At 59.9% G+C, this 23,082-nt stretch carries 21 protein-coding genes; 6 read left to right on the top strand and 15 right to left on the bottom strand.

Annotated elements, in window-relative coordinates:
- A partial coding sequence (locus A3730_RS25815; RefSeq protein WP_063539273.1) for a fatty acid desaturase occupies positions 1-831 on the top strand: 831 nt, incomplete at its 5' end.
- Positions 832-1,053: 222 nt separating this feature from the next.
- Here A3730_RS25815 and A3730_RS25810 read toward each other — a convergent pair.
- Positions 1,054-2,070, bottom strand: coding sequence for an AraC family transcriptional regulator (locus A3730_RS25810; protein ID WP_197468649.1), 1,017 nt, complete (start codon positions 2,068-2,070; stop codon positions 1,054-1,056).
- A 191-nt stretch (positions 2,071-2,261) separates the two neighbouring features.
- Between A3730_RS25810 and A3730_RS25805 the strand changes: the two genes are divergently transcribed.
- Together A3730_RS25805 and A3730_RS25800 are read left to right on the top strand one after the other, a co-directional pair.
- Entirely contained in the window at positions 2,262-3,281 is a 1,020-nt protein-coding gene (locus A3730_RS25805; protein ID WP_063520047.1) for a putative solute-binding protein, read from the top strand.
- 64 nt (positions 3,282-3,345) lie between these two features.
- Positions 3,346-4,494 carry an alkane 1-monooxygenase gene (locus A3730_RS25800; RefSeq protein WP_063520048.1) on the top strand — a complete coding sequence of 383 codons (1,149 nt, stop codon included), beginning with the start codon at positions 3,346-3,348 and terminating at the stop codon, positions 4,492-4,494.
- 197 nt (positions 4,495-4,691) lie between these two features.
- Here A3730_RS25800 and mmsB read toward each other — a convergent pair whose 3' ends face one another.
- The 3 genes from mmsB to A3730_RS25785 all read right to left on the bottom strand — a co-directional run bounded on the left by mmsB (position 4,692) and on the right by A3730_RS25785 (position 8,488).
- Positions 4,692-5,582 (bottom strand): 3-hydroxyisobutyrate dehydrogenase, encoded by an 891-nt coding sequence (gene mmsB, locus A3730_RS25795; RefSeq protein WP_063520049.1) that lies wholly within the window; start codon positions 5,580-5,582, stop codon positions 4,692-4,694.
- Positions 5,583-5,704: 122 nt separating this feature from the next.
- Positions 5,705-6,856 carry an acyl-CoA dehydrogenase family protein gene (locus tag A3730_RS25790; protein WP_063520050.1) on the bottom strand — a complete coding sequence of 384 codons (1,152 nt, stop codon included), beginning with the start codon at positions 6,854-6,856 and terminating at the stop codon, positions 5,705-5,707.
- Between the two features lie 132 nt (positions 6,857-6,988).
- Entirely contained in the window at positions 6,989-8,488 is a 1,500-nt protein-coding gene (locus A3730_RS25785; RefSeq protein WP_063539272.1) for a CoA-acylating methylmalonate-semialdehyde dehydrogenase, read from the bottom strand.
- Between the two features lie 142 nt (positions 8,489-8,630).
- Between A3730_RS25785 and A3730_RS25780 the strand changes: the two genes are divergently transcribed.
- Positions 8,631-9,539: an AraC family transcriptional regulator gene (locus A3730_RS25780; protein ID WP_063519904.1), complete on the top strand. Its 909-nt coding sequence runs from the start codon at positions 8,631-8,633 to the stop codon at positions 9,537-9,539.
- A gap of 36 nt (positions 9,540-9,575) precedes the next feature.
- On the opposite strand, the gene A3730_RS25775 is transcribed toward A3730_RS25780, so the two are convergent.
- The 8 genes from A3730_RS25775 to A3730_RS25740 form a co-directional block, all read right to left on the bottom strand.
- Positions 9,576-10,304: a DUF1963 domain-containing protein gene (locus tag A3730_RS25775; protein WP_063519903.1), complete on the bottom strand. Its 729-nt coding sequence runs from the start codon at positions 10,302-10,304 to the stop codon at positions 9,576-9,578.
- Positions 10,305-10,456: 152 nt separating this feature from the next.
- The gene (locus A3730_RS25770; RefSeq protein ID WP_063520070.1) at positions 10,457-11,446 is read right to left on the bottom strand and encodes an HlyD family secretion protein; all 990 of its coding nucleotides are present in this window, start codon (positions 11,444-11,446) and stop codon (positions 10,457-10,459) included.
- Positions 11,447-11,468: 22 nt separating this feature from the next.
- Positions 11,469-11,669, bottom strand: a complete 201-nt coding sequence (locus A3730_RS25765) for a DUF1656 domain-containing protein (protein WP_007148706.1) — start codon at positions 11,667-11,669, stop codon at positions 11,469-11,471.
- Positions 11,659-13,767 (bottom strand): FUSC family protein, encoded by a 2,109-nt coding sequence (locus tag A3730_RS25760; protein WP_063520069.1) that lies wholly within the window; start codon positions 13,765-13,767, stop codon positions 11,659-11,661. Before A3730_RS25760 ends, A3730_RS25765 begins: the two co-directional genes overlap by 11 nt.
- Before the next feature lie 10 nt (positions 13,768-13,777).
- Positions 13,778-14,284 carry a MarR family winged helix-turn-helix transcriptional regulator gene (locus tag A3730_RS25755; protein ID WP_063520068.1) on the bottom strand — a complete coding sequence of 169 codons (507 nt, stop codon included), beginning with the start codon at positions 14,282-14,284 and terminating at the stop codon, positions 13,778-13,780.
- A gap of 129 nt (positions 14,285-14,413) precedes the next feature.
- Positions 14,414-15,883 (bottom strand): GTPase/DUF3482 domain-containing protein, encoded by a 1,470-nt coding sequence (locus A3730_RS25750; protein WP_063520067.1) that lies wholly within the window; start codon positions 15,881-15,883, stop codon positions 14,414-14,416.
- Entirely contained in the window at positions 15,883-17,256 is a 1,374-nt protein-coding gene (locus tag A3730_RS25745; protein WP_063539271.1) for a DUF2868 domain-containing protein, read from the bottom strand. The genes A3730_RS25750 and A3730_RS25745 overlap by 1 nt, the downstream gene beginning before the upstream one ends.
- A 22-nt stretch (positions 17,257-17,278) precedes the next feature.
- A complete protein-coding gene (locus A3730_RS25740; RefSeq protein WP_063539270.1) occupies positions 17,279-17,626 on the bottom strand; it encodes a hypothetical protein in 348 nt (115 codons plus the stop codon).
- Between the two features lie 188 nt (positions 17,627-17,814).
- Here A3730_RS25740 and A3730_RS25735 point away from each other — a divergent pair, with 188 nt between their 5' ends.
- Positions 17,815-18,591, top strand: a complete 777-nt coding sequence (locus A3730_RS25735; protein WP_063520301.1) for an ATP-binding protein — start codon at positions 17,815-17,817, stop codon at positions 18,589-18,591.
- An 81-nt stretch (positions 18,592-18,672) separates the two neighbouring features.
- Here A3730_RS25735 and A3730_RS25730 read toward each other — a convergent pair whose 3' ends face one another.
- A complete protein-coding gene (locus A3730_RS25730) occupies positions 18,673-19,701 on the bottom strand; it encodes an alpha/beta hydrolase (RefSeq protein WP_063520737.1) in 1,029 nt (342 codons plus the stop codon).
- Between the two features lie 133 nt (positions 19,702-19,834).
- Positions 19,835-20,428 carry an outer membrane beta-barrel protein gene (locus A3730_RS25725; RefSeq protein ID WP_063520736.1) on the bottom strand — a complete coding sequence of 198 codons (594 nt, stop codon included), beginning with the start codon at positions 20,426-20,428 and terminating at the stop codon, positions 19,835-19,837.
- A 129-nt stretch (positions 20,429-20,557) separates the two neighbouring features.
- Between A3730_RS25725 and A3730_RS25720 the strand changes: the two genes are divergently transcribed.
- Entirely contained in the window at positions 20,558-21,475 is a 918-nt protein-coding gene (locus tag A3730_RS25720; protein WP_063539269.1) for a homoserine kinase, read from the top strand.
- A gap of 166 nt (positions 21,476-21,641) precedes the next feature.
- Here A3730_RS25720 and A3730_RS25715 read toward each other — a convergent pair whose 3' ends face one another.
- Positions 21,642-22,745 carry a cellulase-like family protein gene (locus tag A3730_RS25715; protein ID WP_063520734.1) on the bottom strand — a complete coding sequence of 368 codons (1,104 nt, stop codon included), beginning with the start codon at positions 22,743-22,745 and terminating at the stop codon, positions 21,642-21,644.
- Positions 22,746-23,082: the final 337 nt, after the last annotated feature.

The following is a 23,082-nucleotide window of genomic DNA, read 5'->3' as shown; positions in this document are numbered from 1 at the left end:
CACGAACTGGAACATGACTTGATTCACCTGATGTACTTCAAAAAGAACAAGTTCATGCACAACCTAATGATGATGGGTATTTATCTACTGCGTCCCAACGTGATCAACCCCTGGATCCGCCGGCACCTGCATTTTCATCACCACAAAAATTCCGGCAGTGAAACCGACCTTGAAGAGCGCGGTATTACCAATGGTGAAAAGTGGGGAATCAAGCGCCTTCTGATGGTGGGCGATGGCATGCTGGCCGTCTACCTGCGCGCATGGCAGTACCTGACTGAACCCGGCAAGTTGTACAACCGCGGCTTGATCACCAAGCAAGATGTGAAGAACGTTCGCCTGATCGGCCTGGTCAGCTACAGCCCGCTGGGCATCGCTACCCACGCTATCTGGCACTTCTTCGTGTTATTCCACCTGGCTAATGCCTCGGCCTGGTTGGTGGGTGCTGAAATCCCTTGGCCGAACATGGTCACCGCACAACTGAGCTGGATTACACCACTGGTTGTTGTACTCATCGCCCCAAATATGTTGCGCACATTTTGCCTGCACTTTATTTCGTCCAACATGCATTACTACGGCGATAATGAGCAGGGGAAAATCACCGAACAGTGTCAGGTACTGAACGTATGGTGGCTGTGGCCTATGCAGGCTTTTTGCTTCAACTTCGGCAGCACCCACGCGATTCACCACTTTGTGGTTCGTGACCCTTTTTATATCAGACAGATGACCGCCAAGCAGGCCCACAAAGTGCTCAAGGATAATGGGGTGAGATTTAATGATCTGGGCACCTTCCGGCGGGCCAACCGAATGCACGAGACAGCTCAAGCAGCTTGAAAAAAACTGCGTGAAATAATAAGCCCGCTATTTACGGGCTTATTATTTTCGGCGGCAACGACACTGAAATCACTGCCTCATCCCATATGAAAATCGACTGGCGATCAGCTGGCACCGATAACCGCGCCGAAGATTTGCGAAGGTTTTATCGATCTATCAGAAGAAAAAGAAACCGCTATAGCAGATTATTTATCTGACCGCGCCCCCTCTGTCTCCACCAGATCAACCCTGGCCACTTTCCCGAAAAGCAGAAGGTGCCAAACCGGTCCAGCGCTTGAAAGCCCTGCGAAAGTTTGCCGTGTCACCGTAACCCAGCGTATACGCCAGCTCTTGAATGCTCATGTTCTGGCTTTTCAAGTATTCCAGGGCAAGGGCATGGCGGACCCCGTCGAGAATTTCCTGAAACGAGGTGCCTTCATCCAACAAGCGACGATGCAGGGTTCGGGGAGTCATGTTCAGAATGCGGGAGGTGACGGAGAGTGAGGGAAAATTCACCTGCTTGGCCAGCATTAATCGACGTACCCGTGCTGACACGGAAGCATCCGACACTAGGCTGTGCAGTTCCCGTTTGCAGAGTTTTTCCGCATGCTCGAAGGCGGCCGGGTCAGCGGTTCGCAGAGGCTGATCCACCACATCCAGTGGCAGAGACAAACCGGTCCAGTCTTGGCCGTAGCGTACCGGGCATCGAAACAGGGACTCAACGAGTTCCGGGTCATAGGTTTCGGAAAAGGCAAAGCTGGCTTTGGCTACCTGACAATTACCCAGAGTAATGAAATCGAGTACGTTCTTTACCGCCACCACGACTGCACCCAGCAAGAAAGGACCCACCTCACCCAACGGCAGCAACTCCCGGATCTGCAGGTTTAGGTATTTGCCATCCACTTGGTGGCTTACCATCACTAAGTTAATACGCAGAGGGATAAAACGCTCAAGTATCTCAACGACCTGGCGCACAGAACCACTGTTCATGGCCGCATAGCCCATCATGCCGTGATTATTTATGCGTAGACGCTCCCCCACCATCAGGCCCAACGCCGGCTCCCCCGTGATCGCCTCAGCCTCCAGAAACAGGGTACGGACCACCTCCCAGGGAACGGTGGCATCAGCCAGATCAAGATCAGCCAACGACAAATCATGAGCCGCCAGCCAAGGGGCAACGTCGACTCCCATCTCGATTAACTGGTCTGCCACCTGCCGAAGATAGTTGATGGATAATGCCCACTCCATCGGCTTATTCATGACTGACAAAACCTGAAAATTCGCATTGTCAATAAATGACCCCTATTTGTCTATAGACAACCTACCCCAGCACCGACCGCATATCTAGCATCAACTTCCACGGTTCAAAACCCGATAACCACAAACGAACAAGAAGGCAACAAAGCACAAAAAACCTTACTGATTGGTTGCTTAAATTAAGGGAGAACATCATGCGATATGTAAAACCATCAACTCTTTTTCTCGTGGTTTTCATGGCATTGGTTACCAACATCGCCCATGCCAGCATCAACGAAAAACGCACCCTCTGTGTATTCGATCTTGTCGGTGCCAACGGCGATTTCTACAGCATCATGAAGGACTTCAAGACCGCAGCGCTTGACTGGGGCGTGGACCTTGAACTCAAGCCCTACACCGACGAGAAAATTGCCGCCGAAGACTTGAAAGCAAAGCAATGCGATGGAGCACTGCTTACCGGCATCCGTGGTCGCCAGTTCATCAACTATACCGGCAGCATGGATTCCATCGGTGCCATTCCCAATTACGATGCCATGCGAATGGTGGTGTCTATCCTGGCCAGCGGCAACCCCAAGGTAAACCCTCACTTGGTTTCCGGCCCCTATGAATTCGCTGGCTTAGTACCCATGGGGGCGGCGTATCTTTTCGTCAAAGACAACACCATTGATACAGTGAAAGAATTAGCAGGAAAATCCATTGCGGTGCTGGAATACGACGTGGCCGAGGCGAACATGGCCAAGCGCGTGGGCATGTCGCCAGTGATGTCGGATATCACCAATTTCTCTACCCGTTTCAATAACGGCTCTGTAGATACTTGCTTCGCTCCCATCTTCGGTTATTCCGCCTTAGAGCTGTATAAGGGCATGCAGCCAGACGGCGGCATCATTAATCTGGTGCTAGGCCAGTTGAGCGCACAGTTAATTCTTCGCAAAGACCTTTTCCCCGCAGATTTTCCCGATCATTCCCGAAAGTACTTGGCCGGCCAGTTTGATCGCGCCATGCGTATCATCAATAACGCAAATAACGAAGTGAACGAAAAGTGGTGGATCAATATATCCGATAGCGAAACCACCCGTTACGACGAAATGTTTCGTCAGGCGCGTATCGATCTTGCCAACCAAGGCGTTTACAACAAGGACATGATGAGCTTACTGCGAAAAGTACGATGTAAAGGCGACCCCTCACGTGCTGAATGCGTCAATCCCGTGGAGTAATCAGGCTACTTTTTCTTTCAACTTCATCCTGCAATAACAAAACAGAAATATGTGAGGTTTTATTATGTTGGAAAAAATCAATCCCGATACCTTGTTACGTTTAAAGAAATGGGGCTACCTCGCCTGCTGGGCATTCTTTCTTCCCATGGTGCCCTTTTCCGCTCTGGTGGGGCGTGATCAGGGTACGCAAAACCTCTGGGCTTGGATGATCTTGGCGATATTCTTCATTCTGGTCCCGGTGGTAGATTACCTAGTCGGCAAGGATCCGGTTAACCCGGATGAAGAAAAACAGGTACCCGAACTTTCGCAGGACAAAAGCTACCGCGCCCTTCCCCTACTTTTGGCAACCGCCTGGCTGGGCCTGCTGTTCTATGCCGGCCATGTGTTCGTTAGCAATGATTATTCTTGGGGCGGCATGCTCGGATGGATCATGTCCATCGGCCTGCTTGGCGGCATGATCGCCATCAACTTGGGGCACGAACTGATTCACAAGGACCCGAAGGTGGAAAACTGGATGGGCGGCCTGCTGTTGTCGTCGGTAAGCTATGGCGGCTTCAAGGTAGAACACGTGCGCGGCCACCATGTACATGTGTCCACACCAGACGATGCCTCATCCAGCCGTTATAACCAGTCTCTGTATAACTTCCTGCCCAAGGCGTTTGTGCATAACTTCATCAATGCTTGGAGCCTGGAAAAGAAATACCTGGAGCGTAAGGGCAAGAAGAACATCAGCGTTCATAATGAACTGATCTGGTGGTACAGCATCTCCGCCTTGTTCGCCGTGACCTTCGGTATGCTCTGGGGTTGGCAGGGCGTGTTGTTCTTTGTTGGCCAGAGCTTCTTTGCGGCGCTGGCACTGGAAATCGTCAACTATATTGAACACTACGGCCTGCATCGTCGACAGCTGCAAACCGGCCGCTATGAGCGGGTCACCCCGGCCCACAGCTGGAACTCGAATTATCTAGTCACCAATCTTGTACTGTTCCAGCTGCAGCGCCACAGCGACCACCATGCCTACGCCAAACGTCGCTACCAAGTGCTGCGCCACTATAACGAAAGCCCACAGCTGCCGGCCGGTTATGCCACCATGATGCTGCTGGCCATGGTACCGCCACTGTGGAAGAAAGTGATGAACCCGCGGGTAGAAGCGTATTACGAAGGTGAGTTGGACCAACTGTTCCGTGAAGGTCCGCGCATCAATAACATCGCCTGATTGTTACTCCCTGTGAGCGCCCATACTGCGGCGCTCACAGGCGCAATGATTCATGCACGATTCACGCGTCTGCCCCAGTGTACAGAACGTCGAGTTACGCCTTCGGCCAACCCCAGCGGCACATCCCCTTTACCTAGCAACGCTCTCGTAGGTCGACTTAGCCGAAGGCGCAAGCCGACATCACCTGTTGATAACAGTTAATCGTCATCGTGCCGAAAGAATGCCTGAATGCTGGAAAAATCCTTATCCGAGTAGCCATGATTTCCATGGGTGGCATACAAGCTTTTTGCCAAGTTACCCATGGGGGTGGCGGACTGGGTGCTCAGGCCTGCTTGTAACGCCAGCCCCAAATCTTTATTCATCAGTTTTACCGCAAAGCCACCTTCGTAGCCCTTCGCAGCAGGCACATTGTCCATGACTCCGGGCCAGGGGTTGTACTTGTCTAGTGACCAGTTATCACCGGAGCTGGCTTTCATAATATCGGACAGCACCGCCGGGTCGAGGCCATGGTCGACGCCCATCTGCAACGCTTCAGCAGTACCGATCATGTGAATGGCCAACAACATGTTATTGCAGATTTTTGCCAACTGACCGGCACCACTATCCCCAGCACGAAACACCTGCGCGCCCATGCATTCCAGCACCGGCCGGGCACGCTCGATGGCGCCTTCCGGGCCACCGCAAATAAAGGTCAGCGTGCCGGCCTTTGCGCCGCCAACACCGCCGGATACCGGCGCGTCGATCATGGTCCGGCCCTGTTCTTTGGCAATGCTGGCCACATCACGGGCGGTATCCGCATCAATGGTGGAACAGTCGATGATTAGCGCACTTTCATCAATGTGTGCCAGTACACCGGCGTCGCCTAGGTACAAGCCTCGAACCGCACCGGCGGAGGGCAACATGCTGACAACCACCTCAGCCCCGGCCACCGCTTCTGCCGCAGTGCCTGCCGCTTTAGCGCCCTCTTGGACAACAGCCTCCAACAAGGCTGGCATCAGGTCAAAGGCCACTACCTCGTGCCCCGCCTTAACCAAATTGACCGCCATGGGGGCGCCCATATGTCCAACGCCGAAAAAAGCAATTTTCATTGTTATCTCTCCCTCGCATATTGCTTGGTTATAGCAGCGGTGCTTGAGTCACGAATCACATCTGGTTCGCGCATCACAAGCAAGTTAGCGACTCAAACGCCGCGCCTACTGGGCACCTTTATTCAAAGAAACGACAAATCTTTCAGCACATTACGCGAGATAATCACGCGCATGATTTCGTTGGTACCTTCCAGAATCTGGTGCACCCGCGCATCGCGCACGTAACGCTCCAGCGGGTACTCACTGATATAACCGTAACCGCCATGCAGTTGCAGCGCCTGGTTGCAGACGTTGAAACACAGGTCCGTTGCCAGACGCTTTGCCATGGCGCACAACATGCTTTTATCGCTGTGATTCTGATCCAGTTTCCAGGCCGCCAGACGGACCATTTGCTGCGCCGCCACTAACTCCGTGGCCATGTCGGCCAGAGTGAATTGCACGGTTTGGAAATCGCCAATGGCCTGACCAAACTGTTTGCGTTCCTGCACGTATTGCTGGGCCTGGCGCAGGGCCGCCTGGGCCGCCCCCAGAGAGCAGCTGGCAATATTGATACGGCCACCATCCAGGCCGGCCATGGCGATGCGAAAGCCCTGCCCTTCTTCACCGATCAGGCAGTCCGCAGGAATGCGTGCATCTTCAAGAATCACTGCCCGGGTAGGCTGGCTTTTCCAGCCCATCTTGGCTTCGTTACGGCCGTAGCTGATACCCGGCGTATCCGCCGGAACGGCAAAGCAGGAAATGCCGCCGGCACCGTGCCCACCGGTACGTGCCATCAACACCAACACATCGGTATCGCCCGCGCCGGAAATAAACGCCTTGGCGCCGTTCAGCACATAATCATCACCGTCTTTTTTTGCGGTGGTGCTTAACGATGCGGCATCGGAACCGGCACCCGGTTCGGTAAGGCAATAGGACGCCAGTTTTTCACCGCTCATCAATGCTTCGGCCCAACGCGCCCGGATGGCATGGCTGCCAAAACGGGTGAGCATCCAGGTGGCCATATTGTGGATGGTGATAAAGGCGGTGGTGGAGGTGCAGCCCTGGGAGAGTTGTTCAAAGATCAACGCCGCATCCAGCCGGCTCAACCCCATGCCGCCGTATTCTTCATCGCAGTACAGGGAGCAGAAACCCAACGCCCCGGCTTCGCGAATCGCGCCTTTTGGGAAGAAGCTTTTGGCATCCCATTCTGCGGCAAACGGCGCCAGCGCTTTTTCAGAAAACTGGCGCGCGGTTCCCCGAAAAGCCTGCTGTTCTTCAGTGAAAGAAAAGTCCACGCATTGATCCTTTCAAGATCGTTTAATCATTCAAGACCCTTGCCGTAGGAGCGCAGCGAATAAAGTCGCTTGCGGCGCAGACAACCTGACGCTGGAATCGCGCCGCAAGCGACGCTCCTACGGAAAACCCCGTCACTTCAAATTAATGCTCATGTTTGGCCCGGCTGCCGCCGGAATATCAGAATCGAACCAGCGGCTGGTGACGGTCTTGGTTTCCGTATAGAAACGCACACCCTGCTTGCCATAGGCGTGCTGGTCACCGTAGAACGAGCCTTTCCAGCCAGTGAAACTAAAGAACGGCAGCGGCACCGGGATCGGTACATTGATACCCACCTGCCCCACTTCCACTTCGTGCTGATATTTACGTGCGGCGGCACCGCTGGCGGTAAAGATGGAGGTGCCGTTGCCGTAGGGGCTGTTGTTGACCAGTTCCAGTGCTTCTTCCAGTGAGTCCACGCAGACGCAGCACAATACCGGCCCGAAAATTTCTTCCTGGTAAATCGCCATGTTGGCAGTCACATCGGTGAACAGGGTCGGCCCAACCCAGTTGCCCTCCGGCAGCCCCTCCACGGTGCAATCGGAGCCATCCAGCAAACAGGTGGCGCCTTCCTGCTTGCCCTGCTCGATCATTTTCAACACCCGCTGTTTGGCAGCCGGGCTGATCTGCGGGCCATAGGCGGCCTCCGGGTCATTCCAGGCACCGGGACGAATCTGGGCAAACTGGCTGGCCAGCTCATCGATCCAGGCTTTGGAATCGCCCACGAACACTGCCACGCTGATAGCCATGCAACGCTGCCCTGCCGCCCCGCAGGACGACCCAACCAGGCTGCTGACCACCTGCTCCTTATTGGCATCGGGCATGATCACCATGTGGTTCTTGGCGCCGGCAAAACACTGCGCGCGCTTCATGTTGTCGGTGGCCGTGCGGTACACGTGCTGACCCACCGGCACCGAGCCTACGAACGACACCGCCTTGATGTCCGGGTGCGACAGCAGGGTATCCACCTGCTCCTTGCCACCGTGCACCACCTGCAACAGGCCCGGCGCCGCGCCGGCTTCCTGGAACAGCTCCGCCAGACGGTTGGGGGTCATCGGGTCCTGCTCGGAAGGCTTGAGCACAAAGGTGTTACCCGCGGCGATGGCTAGCGGGAACATCCACAGGGGAATCATGGCCGGGAAGTTGAACGGGGTGATCCCCGCACACACGCCCAGCGGCTGGGTCCAAGAATGGGTGTCGATGCTGCGGGCCACGTTTTCCACGGTTTCGCCCATCATCAGCGAGGCGATATTGGCGGCCTGCTCGGCCACTTCGATGCCGCGCCACACGTCCCCTTTGGCATCTTCGAAGGTTTTGCCGGTTTCCTGGCTGAGGATTTCAGCAATTTCGTCGTGATGCTCTTTCAGCAGCGCCTGGTAGCGCAGCATCAACCGGGCTCGCTCGGAGACCGGCACTTCTTTCCAGGTCTGGAAGGCGGCCTTGCCCGCCGCAATGGCCCGCTCCATTTCCTCGGCGGTGGCCGCCGGGGCCTCACACAGGGTTTCCTGGGTGGCCGGGTTGGTTACCGCAATCCACTGGTCAGTCTGGCTGGCAACAAATTCACCGTTAATCAGCAGGGGTAATTGGTGGGCCATCGGGTTCTCCATCCTTTTTCGGGCTTTCGGCTGGGCGCGCCAGCGTAAAGCGTGACTGCTTACAAGCGTTGTCCCTGTTGTAGCACAGCTTTTCTGCCATGCAGATAGCCACTTTTGACCAAGATGGACTATATTGCTGTTTATGGAATACCAGGAACGACCAACCGCCGAGACTTCCCGCTGGCCATTGCCCGACAGCGGCCAACGCACCGTGATCCCCCCGGCGGTGCTGACCAGTGTCCGCGATCATCCGCTTTGTTCTGGCTGCATGCCCCATGGGGTGGGCTTTTATCCGCAGGCCAGCGGGCACCGCATGGCACGCCAGCATCCGGCGGACGACCTGTTGATCTACTGTGTCTCCGGGGCAGGACAGGTGGCTTACGGAGGGCTGAGCCAGCCGGTTGAGGCCGGTGAGCTATTGCTGTTGCCTGCCGGGCTGGCCCATCGCTACTACGCCAACCCGCAGCGCCCCTGGAGCATTTACTGGGTGCATCTGGGCGGGCCTGAAGTGCAGGGATATTTCGACGAAATTGCCGGGCAACACCAGCCAGGCATCCGTAAGGTCCGGGTCGGCGTCCATTCCCGCCTGGCGGAGGATTTTCAGGCGTTGATGGCGGCAGCCACCAGCGCCCAGCCGGAACACCTGATTTACGCGGCCAACCTGCTACGCAGCCTGCTCGCCTACGCGGCCCTGATGCGCCGCCAGCACCAGGTACGCCACGCCACCCTGGATGTGGCACGGGTAAACAGCTACCTGCAAACGGCCATGGACCAACGCCTCAGCCTGGATACACTGATCGCCGCCACCAGCGATTTGTCCCGCTACCATTTTATTCGGGAATACAAACGCCAGACCGGGCAAACCCCCATGCAGGCGTTCCTGCGCATCAAGGTTAGCCATGCCTGCTACCTGCTGGATATCACCGACCAGAGCGTGGCCGCCATCGCGCTGCAGCTGGGCTACGATGATCCATATTATTTTTCCCGGCTGTTCAAGAAAGTGATGCGCGTTTCGCCGCAGCAATACCGCCAGGAAAGAGGAAAAAATTGAGCAGTTTATGAAAATTTCCAGGAAATTTTCATAAATTCAGGGGCGGCTTTCCCAGCTCATGGCGAGTACCTGCGGACTGTTTTCACACTGGAAAACATAGGCGCAACCGCTGTTGCCGAACCAGAAGGGAAGGGTGTCCGTTGAATCCAGCTGCAAAATAAATTTCATCGGCTTTTCGCAACAAGGGCAGGACGGGTAGGCCACCTCTTTTACCCAGTGCGGCCAACCGAGAAATTTGTCGCCCGGACGCGGGGCAGGGCGGTGCGCCTGGAGCAGGGCGACCATGCCATCGGGCATATCATCATCGTTGAGGGCAGCGGTTTCCTGGTGGTCTGGAAAATCCGTTACCCGCTGCCAGCCAGTCAATGATTGCTCGGGGAACGCATCCGGTATGCCCACCGGCAGGGCATCAAAACCACCGGCCTGCTGCCGGGGAATCACTCGTACCAGAGAAGCGTCGGAGAAGGGCAGGTGCGCGTGCCCCAACACTTCACAGTCTTCTTCCCCGTTGGTGCAATAGAACACTTGTAGCACCCCGTCACCGAATGCCGCGCGCCCATCCACCGGGACATCCTGGGAATCCAGCTGCACAAACAGCTGCATGGGCTGGTGGCAATGGCCACAGCAGGGCCAGGATTCACCCTCTTTCAGCAGTGGTAGCCCACCAAATTTGGAGCGTGCCCCCGGCACCGCCGGGCCGACTCGGGGGCGCCAACCAGGGCGGGACAGGGTAGCCAGCTTGTGCTTGATTTCTTCGGGTAACATGACTCGTCCTCGTACGGTCGTTTCATGTTCACCTTCACGCCAGCCTCACGCAATAAAGCGCCCACCGTTACCCGCTGCCAGGCAGGTTTTAGCGGTTAAGCGGCGTGCAATTATCTGCCCGACCCTGTTTTCCTGCCCAACGACGGGCCCCTTCAGGAGGGATTCAGGGTCAGGGTGGCGGTCATTCCCGCCGCCAGCACGGTGCCCTCGGGCAGGCTGTCTGCATCAATCGACACCCGCACCGGCACCCGCTGGGCCAGGCGCACCCAGTTGAACGTGGGGTTCACATCCGCCAGCAGGTTGGCCCCGGTGGGGTTATCCCGGTCGGCGATACCATGGGCAATGCTGTCTACGGTGCCATGGGCGCGGACACCACTGAGCAGGCGCACCTGCACCGCATCACCCACATGCACATTGGGCAGCTTGGTTTCCTCGAAGTAGCCGTATACCCAGAAGTCATGCCGATCGATCAGTGCCATATGCGCCTGCCCGGCGTGGGCATAATCGCCCGGATACAGCGCCAGGTTGGTGACGTAACCGTCCACCGGGGCGCGCACTTCCGTGCGCTCCAGGTTCAGCTGCGCCAGCGCCAGGGCGGCATTGGCCTGCTGCAAGCGGGCCAGCAACTGCTGCTGGCTGGCGGTGGCCCGTTGATGGCTGGCCTGGGCCGCCTGTAGCTGGGCCTGGGCCGCATCGGCGTTACTGTGGGCGTTATCGCGCACCTCCCGGGACACCGCTTCAGCGATACGATCCCGGCGCCGGGATTCCGCCTGGCGCATGGCAAACTCGGCCCGCGCCTTGGCGGCGCTGGCCTGGGCAGCACGAATATCCGCACCGGCCGCGCGGGCTGCCGCTTCGGCGGCGCGCTGGTCCGCCTCCGCCTGCTGCAGGGCATTCTGGTAACGGCTGCGGTCGATCACGAACAACAGATCGCCCTGCTGCACGGTCTGGTTGTCGGCCACTGCCACCTCGCTGACCAGCCCGGACACATCCGGCGCCACCTGCACCACACGCGCCCGCACCCGGCCATCCCGGGTCCAGGGGGAATACATGTAGTGCTGCCACAGGGCCCAGGCCAGCAAGGCGGCCAGCGCCACCATAAACAGGGTGACCGAGGCCCGAATCAGGGATTGGGTTTTCATGGTTTTCTCTCCTCCTTCCACCTCATTGCATGGCCAGCAAACCCAGGCCACCAAAACAGCAGAAAAATACGGCCACCCGAAACAACGGCGGGTGCCAAACATAGCGGTACAGGCCATAACGGCCGCCTACCCAGTCCACCGCCCACTGCAACAGCAGACTGAAGACAAACACCAGTAACAGGCTGGGCACCAGCGCATCCAGCACGGCAATTTCACGGGGCATGGGGCACTTCCTCCTGATGCGGTTGGGGACTGGCAGCCGGCGTCGCCACCAGTACCGAGCGGGTATCCAGCAGGGCCTGGCGCAGCAAATGCAGCTGACGCAGGGCAGGGCGGTCGGCCACCGTGGCCATGGCCGTATCCAGCGCCAGCAACGCCCTCTCGTGGGCACCTTGTTGCTTGTCCGCATCACTGCGATAGAGACGGGCGAAGGCCTCCAGCACCGTAACAACAGCGGCCTGCTCGGCCCGCGGCAGGGCCACATGTCGGCTGCGCAGCTCCACCACCGCACGGCCGGTTTCATGCACCGACAACGCCCAGGGCAGCCAGTCACGAGCGCGCGGCCCCGCATGCACCATGATCTGCATGAACAGGTCACGGGTGGCGCTTTCCAGGCGGTGGCGTAACCCGTTCAGCGGCGCCTCGCAGGCACGGGCCACCTGATAGCGCAGCTGGCGCAACAACCGATGTCGCAACCAGCCATTGCTGGAGGCGTTGCCGAACAGGCTGAACGCCACGGCCACCGCCAGCACCCCGCCAATCTGGCTGATCGCCTCGTTGACCACATACACCGGGTCGAACGTCATCGGGCTGTGCAGATTCAACAGGTAGATAAAACTGAGTACATAGCCGGTGCCATACCCGGCCAGCGTCGGCCGAGTAGTGAGATACAGCCCGGTGAGCAGAAACGGCACGATGCCGGCCACCATCAGGCCGAAGCCATCCATGTGAGTGAGCACCAGAAACTGACAGAGAAACGCCAGCGGCATACCGGTGGCAAAGCCCAGGGTAATCTGCCGCACCACCGCTGACGGGTTCGGCGCACTGGCAAACAGGCCGGTGAAAATCGTCGCCAACATCATGGCACTGCCCCCATGGACCCAGCCGGACAGAATCCAGAAACTGCCCATCACCAACATGGTCACCGTGGCCCGCACCCCGCTCACCAGCGCGCCGAGGCGATCATTACCGTGCTGGAACACCACCTCTTTCTGCGCCACCGTGGGCACGCCGGGGCGGCGCAATTGCGCATAGGCCTGCACATAGGCCTGTAATTCCTGCAGACAGCGGCCCAGCAGCTCGGCGCCAGTGTCGAAATCCAGTAATTCCCGGCGCGAGGTCAGCCCCTGGCGCTGCTCACTGATCTTGCCGGGCAATGCCCGCTCGGTGTGTTGCAGCTCCAACGCCAGCCGCGCGGCAGCCTCCGGGCTGGGCTGACAATCCCCTTCCAGGGCAGTGGCGGCAAACGCGCACAGCTGCATCAACCGGTCGCGGGTATCGCGGTGATGGGGCGCATGCATGCGATTCATCAGATGATGCAGAGTCTGGTAGCTGGTGGAGACCTCCATGAAATGCTGGTTGAGCTGGCGCAGGCGCGGGCTGTGCGCCCGCACGCCGGCGTCCTCGAACACCACGGAACTACGCAGGTTTTCCACCTGAATGGTCTCGCCCACAAACCGCATATGGGCCTCTTCCAGCGCCTCACGGGCCAGCACGCCCCCCAGGCTGCCGCGTACAAACGCCAGAAAGCCCCGGTATTGGTCAGCCAACTGCTGGCGCAGAGCCATACGCAACCGCTGGGGAAACAGCACATCCCCCACCAGCCCGGCCACCAGAATGCCCAGCATCACTTCGCTGACCCGCATCACCGCCGAATCAAACAGCCCCAGCGGATGCTGCACCACCGGCAGTACCACGATGGCCACGGTGTAGCCGGACAGCACAAAACCGTAGGACATGAAGTTGCGATACAGGGACGCCCCGGCGGCGCACAGACCAATCCACAGGGCCATGCCCACCAACAATAATTCACGCTGCTGCGGGAACAGGCCCACCAGCGCGATAGCCACGCCACAGCCCACCAGTGTGCCCATGGCCCGGTAGAAACTTTTCGCCAGCACCATGCCACTGGCCGGGTGCATCACCAACGCCACCGTCATCATGGTGGTGGCTGGCTGCTGCAGGTCCATACGCATGGCCAGCCAGCCACCGATAAAAATGGCCAGCAGCGCCTTGCCCACGTAGAGCCAGTCCAGCGCGGTTTCGCGCAACTGGCCCATCAGCCAGGGTCGGGGCGAGGCGGTCTCCTGCCGGGCATTCATGCTGGCGCGCTCACAGCTCGCGCTCGATCTGCTCGGCCACCCCCAGCAACCGCTTTAACAGGTTTTCCAACTGGGCGGTTTCCCGGGCATCGAAGGCGGCGCCGTACTGATTCAGCAGGGACGACATGGACGGCAGAAACTGTTCCACCAGCGCCTCCCCTTCCGGGGTCAGGGACACCAACACCCGGCGCCGGTCCTGGGGATCCGCATAGCGGGCCATCCAGCCCCGGTCGCAGAGAATATTGCACACCCGGGTCACGTTGGCCGACTTCTCTGCCGCCGCATCGCGCAGCTGGGTGACGGTCATGCCTTCCTGCTGGCAGCCGTACAGCATCATCAACACGTTGTAGTCCGTGTGATTGAGCCCGTACTGGCGCAGCACCAGGTTGGCGGTGTCGTGGACGTGCTGGGAGATGGCCTTGACCAGCCGCACCAGCATGGCCGGTTCCCGGGGGTAGCCGGGAAAGCGCTGATGGGTCAGGTTGATGCGATTTTCGGTGGCGTCGAAGCGGCTCACACAGCCCTCCTGAATCTTTATGAACATGATTCACAAAGTATACAACGGAATAGTACACAAATGAACTATTCCGTTGTCGCTGAGTTATCGCCGCTTGGGAGTTGGCCCTATGCCACTGATATTAATCGCTTAATTGGGAGAGGCTTCGCCGGATTCCTGAAAAGGCCTAAGCTGCCACTGGGCGAACGCCTGCTGGGCCAGCTCCAGTTGCTCAATCAGCCGCTGGCGTTTGCTGGGATCAAAGCGGCGGCTGGCCAGGGCCTGCAGGCTTTTTTGCAGGCCATTGCGATGGCTGCGCTCCATCTGTGTCAGCCAGTGGTCCTGCGCCCCGGTAACCACCAGCACATCACGGCCGGCGTGGTTGCGCTGGCTGACCTGATACCAATGCACCAGTGCCCGGCCCAGCACCACATAGGCAAACTGCGGGTCCCGCAGGGGGCCGTAGACGGCTTCGCGGAATCCCCCACTGAGCGGGCCGAATTTCAGTTTGGTGAGCTTGTCGCTGTAGTAGTAGCTGCCGGCGGCGCCCAATAACCCGCCAATCAACGCGCCGGCACCCAACGAATGCCCCAGCGCCACCGCATCAATGCCGGCACCGCCCACGGCGCCGGCGCCAAAACCGGCGGCGGCCAGCTGGGTCTTGCTGATGCCCCATAGCTGACGGGTGCGCTCACTGAACAGGTCACCGCCTTGCGGGGTGACCAGCGCCTCTTCCTGACGCTGCAGGCGGCGATGCTGGTACAGGTCTTCCACCGCCACCCGCAGCCGTTGTTCGCGCTCACGCTGCCAGTTCTGCCACCGTTGTTGCAGCTTGGGCAACAGGGGGCTGACGTCTTCGAACTCACTCAACCGTGCGGTTTCCTGGTGGCCGAGCATGTCGATCAGGGCATCGGCGATGCGCTCCAGGGCCTGGCTGTCGCGGCCGAACTTGAGGGCCTGCAGGTACTCCAGCGCCGCATCCAGCGGTTCGCGCCAGTGGGGCGCCAGCTGGCCAAAGCTGCGCAGCAGGTCCAGGTGTTTTTCGAACGGGGCACGCACCGCGTCGAAGCGCCGCACGATCTGGAAATACTGGCCCAGCGCGGCTTCCCAGGCAGCGCTGTGGTCGTCCGGGCCGATCTGGTTGATCAGCGCCAGGCTGGGCCGGCCGGTCCAGCGCAGAACATTCATTTCCGCTTCGTGCTCACGGTTATAGGGCACGGAGCCATCCACCACATAGATGATCCCGGCGCCCTCCACGATGGGCCGCAGCAATTCACATTCGTCGTGGTAACGCGGGTCATCACGGTGCTGGGTCACGAAAGCGGCCACGGTCTCCGGCCGATCCGAGGCGGACAGGCTGTGGCCCTGCAACCAGGCCAGCACCTTGCGGGGGCGCTGAAAGCCGGGGGTGTCGATCAGCTCATACAGCGTCACGTCATCCACTTTCATGGGGTAACGGTGACTGTCGCGGGTGGTGCCGGGCTCCATGGCGATGGCGATGCTGTCGTTCTGAGCCAGCGTCGCCACCACGCTGGACTTGCCCTTGTTGGGGTGGCCCACCACGGCAAAGCGCGGCAGGTCCACGCCAGGCGCCGGCGTGTCGTTGTCGGGTTCGTGCATCAGGCTTGCTGCTCCTTCTCTGCCGCCACCGGGGCACACAGCAGTAACTGGCTGTCGCGCTGGCGGTCCACAAAGCGTTGCCACTGGGCCAGCAACCCCGGGTCGGCCAACGCCGCTCCGTCTTCGTCGGCCAGCGGCACCAGCGCCAGCAGCGCCGTCATACCCTGTTCGCGGGCATCAAAAATAAAGTCGCTCAGCTCCCCGGTGGGCGGTTCCCAACCCCGGGCCACCACAATCACCGGCTGCCCGGCTTCCGCCGCCTGCGCCAACACCCGGGCATCCTCATCCAGACTGCTATTGCCGCCGGCACGCAACTGCAACGGCGCCGGACCCGCCGACAGGGCGGCACCGAGTGATGCAGATTGCAGGCCCGCCCCGGCCCAGTGAATCAGGGTGGTGCTGGCAGGGAGTGGCGACAGGGCGGTGTGGGCCGGGGCCGGGGCTGCCGGCCCCTCATCGTCGCCCCGGGTGTCCACCCAGGGCGTATCAAAGCGGTAATGGAGCGGCTGCCAGCCCGGGTGTGCGCGCAGGGCACGATGGCTTTGCCAGCGTAATTGCAGCGCCGCCAGCATCAGCAGCACACAGCGGGGCAGCAGCACATAGACCAGCCACAGCATCAACACGAACGGCCACCAGGTGCCCAGCAAGGCCGGATCGGCCACACCGTTGCCTTGCTGTAACCGGTAAAACTGGGAAGTCTCCACCAGCGCCAACGAGGGTACCGCGTCAGGCCACAGGGACTGCCAGGGCAAGGCCAGTGCACTGATCCATTGGTGATAACCGGCGGCGGACGCCTGCAAGGTGGTGCTCCAGCCAAACGCCAGATCCTGCACCGCCACCAGCAACAGCAAGGTAAGCAACCCGGTGAGGGCAAACATCAAGCCGCCGGTGTGCGCCACCCGGGCGGATAGCACCGGGCGCAACGAAGCCAACGCATCGTCATTTCCACGCCAACGGCCCAGCAGGGTACGCCAGGGCTGCCAGCCCAGCCAGGCCTGCACGCTGGTGAACAATGCCAGCAGCCCTTGCAGGCCCACCAGCGCCACCAGCAGGGTCACGTTGATCTGCTGGCCACCATCGTAATAGAGCAGGCCCAGCATGAAAGCCACGCCCAGCACGGCCCCCAGGCCAGCAAACACCCAACGCGCCTGGCGCCAGCCACGCAGTCGCGGATCACTACCGCTGTCCACCTGACGCTGGCCATTGAGGGCATGTAGAGAGGCCAGCCAGGCGGGCACCGTGAGCGGCTGCCGCTGCTCCTGTTGCTGCTGGGCAAAACGCCGGTCGCGGCGATGCAGGAACGCGTGGTTCTGGTCCACATCGCGGCGATACTGGTCGTCAAAATCCAGCAGCAGGGTTAACGCGTTTGCCAAAGCGGCCTCGGGTCAGGGCAGATCAATAACGGGACGGCGCGGAAGAAGTCGCAGACGGAGCCGCTTCGTCCGCAGGTGCCGCCGGCGCATCAGGCACCGGGCCTGGCATATTCGGGTCGTTCTTTTCCGAGGTATATTTCACGCCCTCGGTGGCGCAGGCACCACAGGCGTTGGCGAACTCACCCAGAATGCCGCCCTGCTGGTCGTAACCAAACACCGGACGATAATCCATGGTGCACACATCGGGCGGATCATCCGGGCAAGTGAGCGTGTCGTCCGGCAGGCCCATGGGGTAATCGTTATCGTACGAGGAACTACAGCCCGCCAATACCAGGGCCAGGCCCGTTGCAGCCAGAACGGCAGCTTTCATATTGCTCTCCTTGTCGCGTGTGTCGGCGCGTGTGTCGCGTGCATGAGCGCACGCGTGAATGCGCATTACACAGGGTATCTCTGAGACCCAAGCATAGATAAAGTTCGCTACGAACGCAGCCTGCGTTTGCCCATGGGGTGCGTTAAACTTTGGCCGCCATTCTTTTTCTGTTGCCCGTGAGGCTTACCATGCACTCCCCCCATCGCCCCATCGACTGGCGCCACACTCCTGCGGCCATCTGGCGTGGCCGTTCACAAACGCTGCGTCCTGTTCCCCACCCGGACCCGGTACGCCTGCATGACTTGCTCGGCATCGATACCCAGAAAGGCAAGCTGGTACAGAACACGGAACGTTTTCTCGCCGGACAGCCCTGCAACCATGTGCTGCTGTGGGGTAGCCGTGGCACCGGCAAGTCCTCCATCGTCAAAGCCTTGCTCAACGAATATTCCGCCCGTGGACTACGCGTGATCGAGGTGGACAAGGATGATCTGCACGACCTGCCGGATATCGTTGACGATATTCGCGATCGCAGTCAGCGCTTCATCATTTACTGTGATGACCTGTCCTTCGAAGATGGCGAAAACCAGTACAAGCATTTGAAGAGCGTGCTGGAAGGATCGCTGGAATTGCCGCCGGAAAACGTGCGCATCTATGCCACCAGCAACCGCCGCCATCTGCTCCCCGAATACATGAAAGACAACGAGCAGACCCAGGTGGTGAACCGGGAGCTGCACCATGGCGATGTGGTGGAAGAAAAAATTTCCCTGTCCGACCGGTTTGGCCTGGGATTGAGTTTTTATCCGATCAACGAGGCGCAGTATTTCGAGATCGTCGATCACCTGTTCGGCGAGGTGCGTGACCGGGAACAACTGCACGTGCGGGCCCGGCGTTTTTCCATGGAGAAGGGCGTACGCTCCGGGCGCACCGCGCGGCAGTTTTATAACCAGTTTGTGGGGGAGTTTTGAAAAAGCAGCTTCGAGCGACTAGCTTCGAGCGACTAGTTAAATCTTTTTCTCGTGGCTAACAGCTAGCCGCTCGTCACTGCCTTAAAGCTGCTTTGCGGTGGCATCACAAATATTATTCAACGCCTTGCGGGCTGCCGGAATCACCCCGCCCATGGAAATGAATCCATGCACCAGTTTTGGGTAATCCAGCGAAGTTACGGCGTTGCCTGCGGCGCGCAGTTTTTCGGCGTACTCGAGCCCTTCGTCGCGTAACGGGTCAGTGGCGGTGATCATGATTGCCGGGGGCAGACCGGCCAGGTCCGGGTTGCGCAACGGCGAGACCCGATAATCTTCGATCACCGCCGGGTCCTGAATGAAATGCCCGCGAAACCAGGTCAGCAAGGGCAGGTCCAGCCCGAAGCCCTGGCCCAGCGTCTGCACGGAAGGGTGGGCCAGGGCCCCGTCGGTGGTCGGGTAAATCAACACCTGCAACGCCGGCTGAGGCAGCCCTGCCAGCTTCGCCTGCTGAGAGACCACCGCGCTCATGCAACCACCGGCGCTATCGCCCATCACCGCCAGGCGCTGCGGGTCCAGGCCCAGCTGGGCGGTGTTGTCGAGCAACCAGCGCCAGGCGGCGAATGAATCATCCATGCCGGCCGGGGCAGGGTGCTCCGGGGCCAGCCGGTAATCCACACTCAACACCACCGCATCGGTGCGGTCAGCGATATAGCGACACAACCGGTCGTACTCTTCCACGCCGCCCACGGTAAAACCGCCACCATGGAAAAACAGAATGGCAGGGGCGACTCGGGGCGCATTCGCCGGACGGTAGCGGCGCACCAGAATCTGGCTGCCGTCATCCACTGTGACCTGATGATCCACCACCACGGGAAGGCGAACCGGCGCCACATCCAACAGCGCAATCATGTCCCGGTAATTACGCCGGGCTTGCTCCACCGTGCCCGAATTAAGAGTCGGCTTGGCACCGCTCAGTGCCAGCAGAAAACGCAATCGCGAATCCAGGTGTGAGCGGCTGTGGGTTTCCAGTCCGACGGCAAAACGTTCCAGCACCGGACCGGGCAACGTCATCAGGGCACGTACTGTTGCCCGCTCAAAAACAACTGGATTCATGGGGTCTCCTTATGCTGATCGCCAGACGCATGACGCCAAACGCAACACGCTAACACCAGACAACCCGCATCTTCTGCGGGCTTGGCATTACCGGTTTTGCCTCAGGCATCAGGCTTCAAGCGTCAGGCGTTGTCTAAAAATACCATTCCAGGCCACCTTCGATGCCGGTGACGGTCAGGTACTCTTCATCAATGTATTGCATGTATTCCAGGGTCAGCCCCAGATTGAATTCCGTGCGTAAACCCACGCCCGCCCCGAACGCCAGGCTGGTGTCGTCATTGCGGGCGGTATCATCACGGCAGCCCAGGGCGTTGCACTTGCGCGTCACCGTTTTCACTTTCACATCGGCAATGCCGGCAAAGCCCTGCACGAACAGGTTCTCCACATAGGGCAGCTTCACCGGGGACTTGAAGGGGAAACGGCCCGTGGCCAGCAACGCGCCCACATGGTCCACGCTATAGTCGACCTTGTTGCGACTGTTTTCCGACCGGTAGGTGTCCGGCGAGGGCCCGGTGGCCGCGCGCAGCTCTACCCCCCAGTAGGGATTGACCATGCCGCCCAGGCGCAGGCCAACCCCGGTGGGGGTTACCTCCCGGCTGTCATAATCGAGATTGAGGTGCATCAGGTTGCCGGCCACATAGGCAGAACGCTGATCCTGATAATGGGCTACCGGGTCCGCCCACAGAGCGGGACTGAACAACAACCCGAAAAGCATCCAGTAACGCATTGTCTGTCGTCCTTTTGTTATTGTTGGGATTATGCGCTTTGCTGATACGCATCGACGGCCTGTTATACCATTGCCTGCGGGCAGAGTCTGGTCATCTGCGGCCTTTTTTCATCAACAACGAGGATTGTGATGTCGGTGTACACCCCGCTCAGCCCCGCCCAATTGGCAGAGGTGCTGGAGCCGTTCGGTTTCCAGCTGCGCGATTATCACGCCGCCAGCCACGGCATCGAGAACAGCACCTTTCTGATCGAGGCCGGCGATCGCCATGGCCAGCCCAGCCCACTGGTGCTCACCGTGTTCGAGTCCCTGAGCGCGCCGGCCCTGGCACCGTACCTGACCCTGCTGGAGCAGCTGGCGGAACAGCACCTGCCGGTCCCCGCGCCCCTGCCGGATGCCGACGGCAAAGACCAGATCACGGTAGCGGGCAAACCCGCAGTGCTGATGCCACGTCTGCCCGGCCAGCACGATTTTGCCGTGGATGCGGATCGCTGCCGACAAGTGGGCACCTTGCTGGCGCGGCTGCACGCCAGCGACACCGCCGCACTGCAACCCTTGCCCAGCGAACGGGAGCGCCTGCACGGCTTTGCCGACCACCTGCACAAACTACCCGAGGCCGAGCGCGACACCGCCGCCGCCCTGCTGCACGACTGGCTGGCCCAGCCCGCCGGCACCACGCTGATCCACGGCGACCTGTTCCGCGACAACCTGTTGTGGAAAGACGGCCAGATCAGCGCCCTGCTGGATTTCTACAATGCCTGCCTGGACCACCCGGAGTACGACCTGGCGGTGGCCCTCAACGACTGGTGTGTGGACCCCCATGGCCAGATTGCACCCGAACGGGAACTGGCCCTGTTATCTGCCTACCGGGATCAAGGCCGCAGCGTGGACCACAGCCGCCTGTGCGAAGCACTGGCCGTGGCGGCCCTGCGTTTCTGGCTGTCTCGCCTGGCCGGCCCGGTGTCCGACCACAGTGAAGGGCAGGGCAGCAAGGACCCGGAGGAGTTTGCACGGATTTATCGGCAGCGACTGAAGGCGTTAACGGTGTAGGAAAGAGAGGCGCCGCACGCTACACGCCCCAAGCTACAACACGAACCCCGGCCGCCCAGACCTGCAACGTTCGGCACCGCGCCCAAACACGATGGGCGCGCTATTTGCCGTAATGGCAAATCACAAATTCTTCCTGCGTTGTAAGCTTGGGGTGGGTAGCGTCCAGCTACGACGAGCCAGACAGAATCAGGTGATTCAGGTGCGCCAGGTATTCCTCTTCCTGCCATAACCAGGGGTAACCGGGGCACGCCAGCGACGTGGGCGTCAGCGCTTGCACGCCCTGGGTCAGGGCATTGACCACCATCATTTCATGCAGATCCGCCCACCCGGTGGGCAGCTTGCGCAGATGCGGTGGCTGGCGCACAAAACCTTCGCTTATCACCGGTTGCAGGCGGCGCAGGCGGGTGAATGCCATGCGCCGCTGCAACTGATCTTCCAGCCGTCGCTGCCAGTGCATGCCGCCGGCATCCAGCAGCAGCTGCTTCATGGGGTTGGCCAGCCTGCCCAGCAGGCCGGAGGCAGGCAGGGCTTCGCCGCTGGCCAGCCGGTAGCGCGGGTCATCATCCAGCCAGACACTGAAATCGAGAAAATCCAGCTCACTGGTATCCAGCTGCCGGAACTGCTCGCTCAGCGCCACCGTGGTGCTCAGCCCCACCGGCACCGAGGGGAACAGGGCGTGCAGGGCACGGGGGATCTCGCGCAGGTAATCTTCCAGCCGCTCCCCGGCGGCAGGGGACCAGTGCGATGGCAGCGGCCGTTCCGGAGAACGCTTGAATACCCGCCGGGCCACCCCGTGGGCATAAGGCAAGGACGGAAACTGGTAGCAGAAATCCAGCCCGGCTACGTCACCGAGGTATCCCCACTGCTCGATTAGCGCCAAGGTCTCACTCCACACCCTGACAAAATCTTCCGGGCGGCGCACAAAGGAACGGCGGGCACGGCTGTCGTTGATAAAGCGGCTGCTGAGCCAGACCTTGAGCCCCCGCTCGTGGGCCGACTGCAGCACCTGCTGAAGTTGATGGCGTATCTTCACCTCGGTCGCCGGCAGCCCCTGGGGCATCAGCTCGCAGCGATCCATATGGATGCCACTTTCCGGGGTCGCGATCAGGTGGGGGCAGGGGTCCAGGCGCAAGGCATTGAAACCCCGCTGCTGGGTTTCGTCCAACACGCGCTCCAACGAAGCATAGGCGCCATCGCGAATATCGCGCTGCAGCAGCCAGGACAAATCCCAGCAGGCCATCGCCAATGGTTGTGCATCGTGTTGCGCCATGCAGGTCTTACCGCCTTTTTAGATCAAGCGCATCAGCATACCCGTTTCGGAGGTTGCCTCAATGGCTCTTCACCCTGTCGCCCGCGTATTGACCCGCCTTGACACTCAACAGGGCGATAAAAGTGCGAACCGATTCCCCCTTTCGCTCGACAGCGCTATGATCAGAACCATGAAAACAATACTAAAAACACTGATTCTGACCCCGGGCCTGGCCTGGGCGGCCGAGCAACTGCCGGACACCGCCCCGCCGGACGATGCGGCCCCGCAAACCCGGGAAAAAGACCCCGCCCACCCCATGGATGGCGAGGAAATGGACTCCTTGTACCTGCAATCACCG

It is taken from the genome of Alcanivorax sp. HI0044 (assembly GCF_001634945.1).
The sequence above is the reverse complement of the archived record's forward strand: the minus strand, read 5'-3'. Positions and strand labels throughout refer to the sequence as shown.

Bases quoted from the DNA above. Each gene is read 5' to 3' on its own strand.
- A3730_RS25810 (WP_197468649.1), bottom strand. From the start codon at position 2,070: ATGAATAAGCCGATGGAGTGGGCATTATCCATCAACTATCTTCGGCAG.
- A3730_RS25805 (WP_063520047.1), top strand. From the start codon at position 2,262: ATGCGATATGTAAAACCATCAACTCTTTTTCTCGTGGTTTTCATGGCA.
- A3730_RS25800 (WP_063520048.1), top strand. From the start codon at position 3,346: ATGTTGGAAAAAATCAATCCCGATACCTTGTTACGTTTAAAGAAATGG.
- mmsB (WP_063520049.1), bottom strand. From the start codon at position 5,582: ATGAAAATTGCTTTTTTCGGCGTTGGACATATGGGCGCCCCCATGGCG.
- A3730_RS25785 (WP_063539272.1), bottom strand. From the start codon at position 8,488: ATGGCCCACCAATTACCCCTGCTGATTAACGGTGAATTTGTTGCCAGC.
- A3730_RS25780 (WP_063519904.1), top strand. From the start codon at position 8,631: ATGGAATACCAGGAACGACCAACCGCCGAGACTTCCCGCTGGCCATTG.
- A3730_RS25775 (WP_063519903.1), bottom strand. From the start codon at position 10,304: ATGTTACCCGAAGAAATCAAGCACAAGCTGGCTACCCTGTCCCGCCCT.
- A3730_RS25770 (WP_063520070.1), bottom strand. From the start codon at position 11,446: ATGAAAACCCAATCCCTGATTCGGGCCTCGGTCACCCTGTTTATGGTG.
- A3730_RS25765 (WP_007148706.1), bottom strand. From the start codon at position 11,669: ATGCCCCGTGAAATTGCCGTGCTGGATGCGCTGGTGCCCAGCCTGTTA.
- A3730_RS25760 (WP_063520069.1), bottom strand. From the start codon at position 13,767: ATGAATGCCCGGCAGGAGACCGCCTCGCCCCGACCCTGGCTGATGGGC.
- A3730_RS25750 (WP_063520067.1), bottom strand. From the start codon at position 15,883: ATGCACGAACCCGACAACGACACGCCGGCGCCTGGCGTGGACCTGCCG.
- A3730_RS25740 (WP_063539270.1), bottom strand. From the start codon at position 17,626: ATGAAAGCTGCCGTTCTGGCTGCAACGGGCCTGGCCCTGGTATTGGCG.
- A3730_RS25735 (WP_063520301.1), top strand. From the start codon at position 17,815: ATGCACTCCCCCCATCGCCCCATCGACTGGCGCCACACTCCTGCGGCC.
- A3730_RS25730 (WP_063520737.1), bottom strand. From the start codon at position 19,701: ATGAATCCAGTTGTTTTTGAGCGGGCAACAGTACGTGCCCTGATGACG.
- A3730_RS25725 (WP_063520736.1), bottom strand. From the start codon at position 20,428: ATGCGTTACTGGATGCTTTTCGGGTTGTTGTTCAGTCCCGCTCTGTGG.
- A3730_RS25720 (WP_063539269.1), top strand. From the start codon at position 20,558: ATGTCGGTGTACACCCCGCTCAGCCCCGCCCAATTGGCAGAGGTGCTG.
- A3730_RS25715 (WP_063520734.1), bottom strand. From the start codon at position 22,745: ATGGCGCAACACGATGCACAACCATTGGCGATGGCCTGCTGGGATTTG.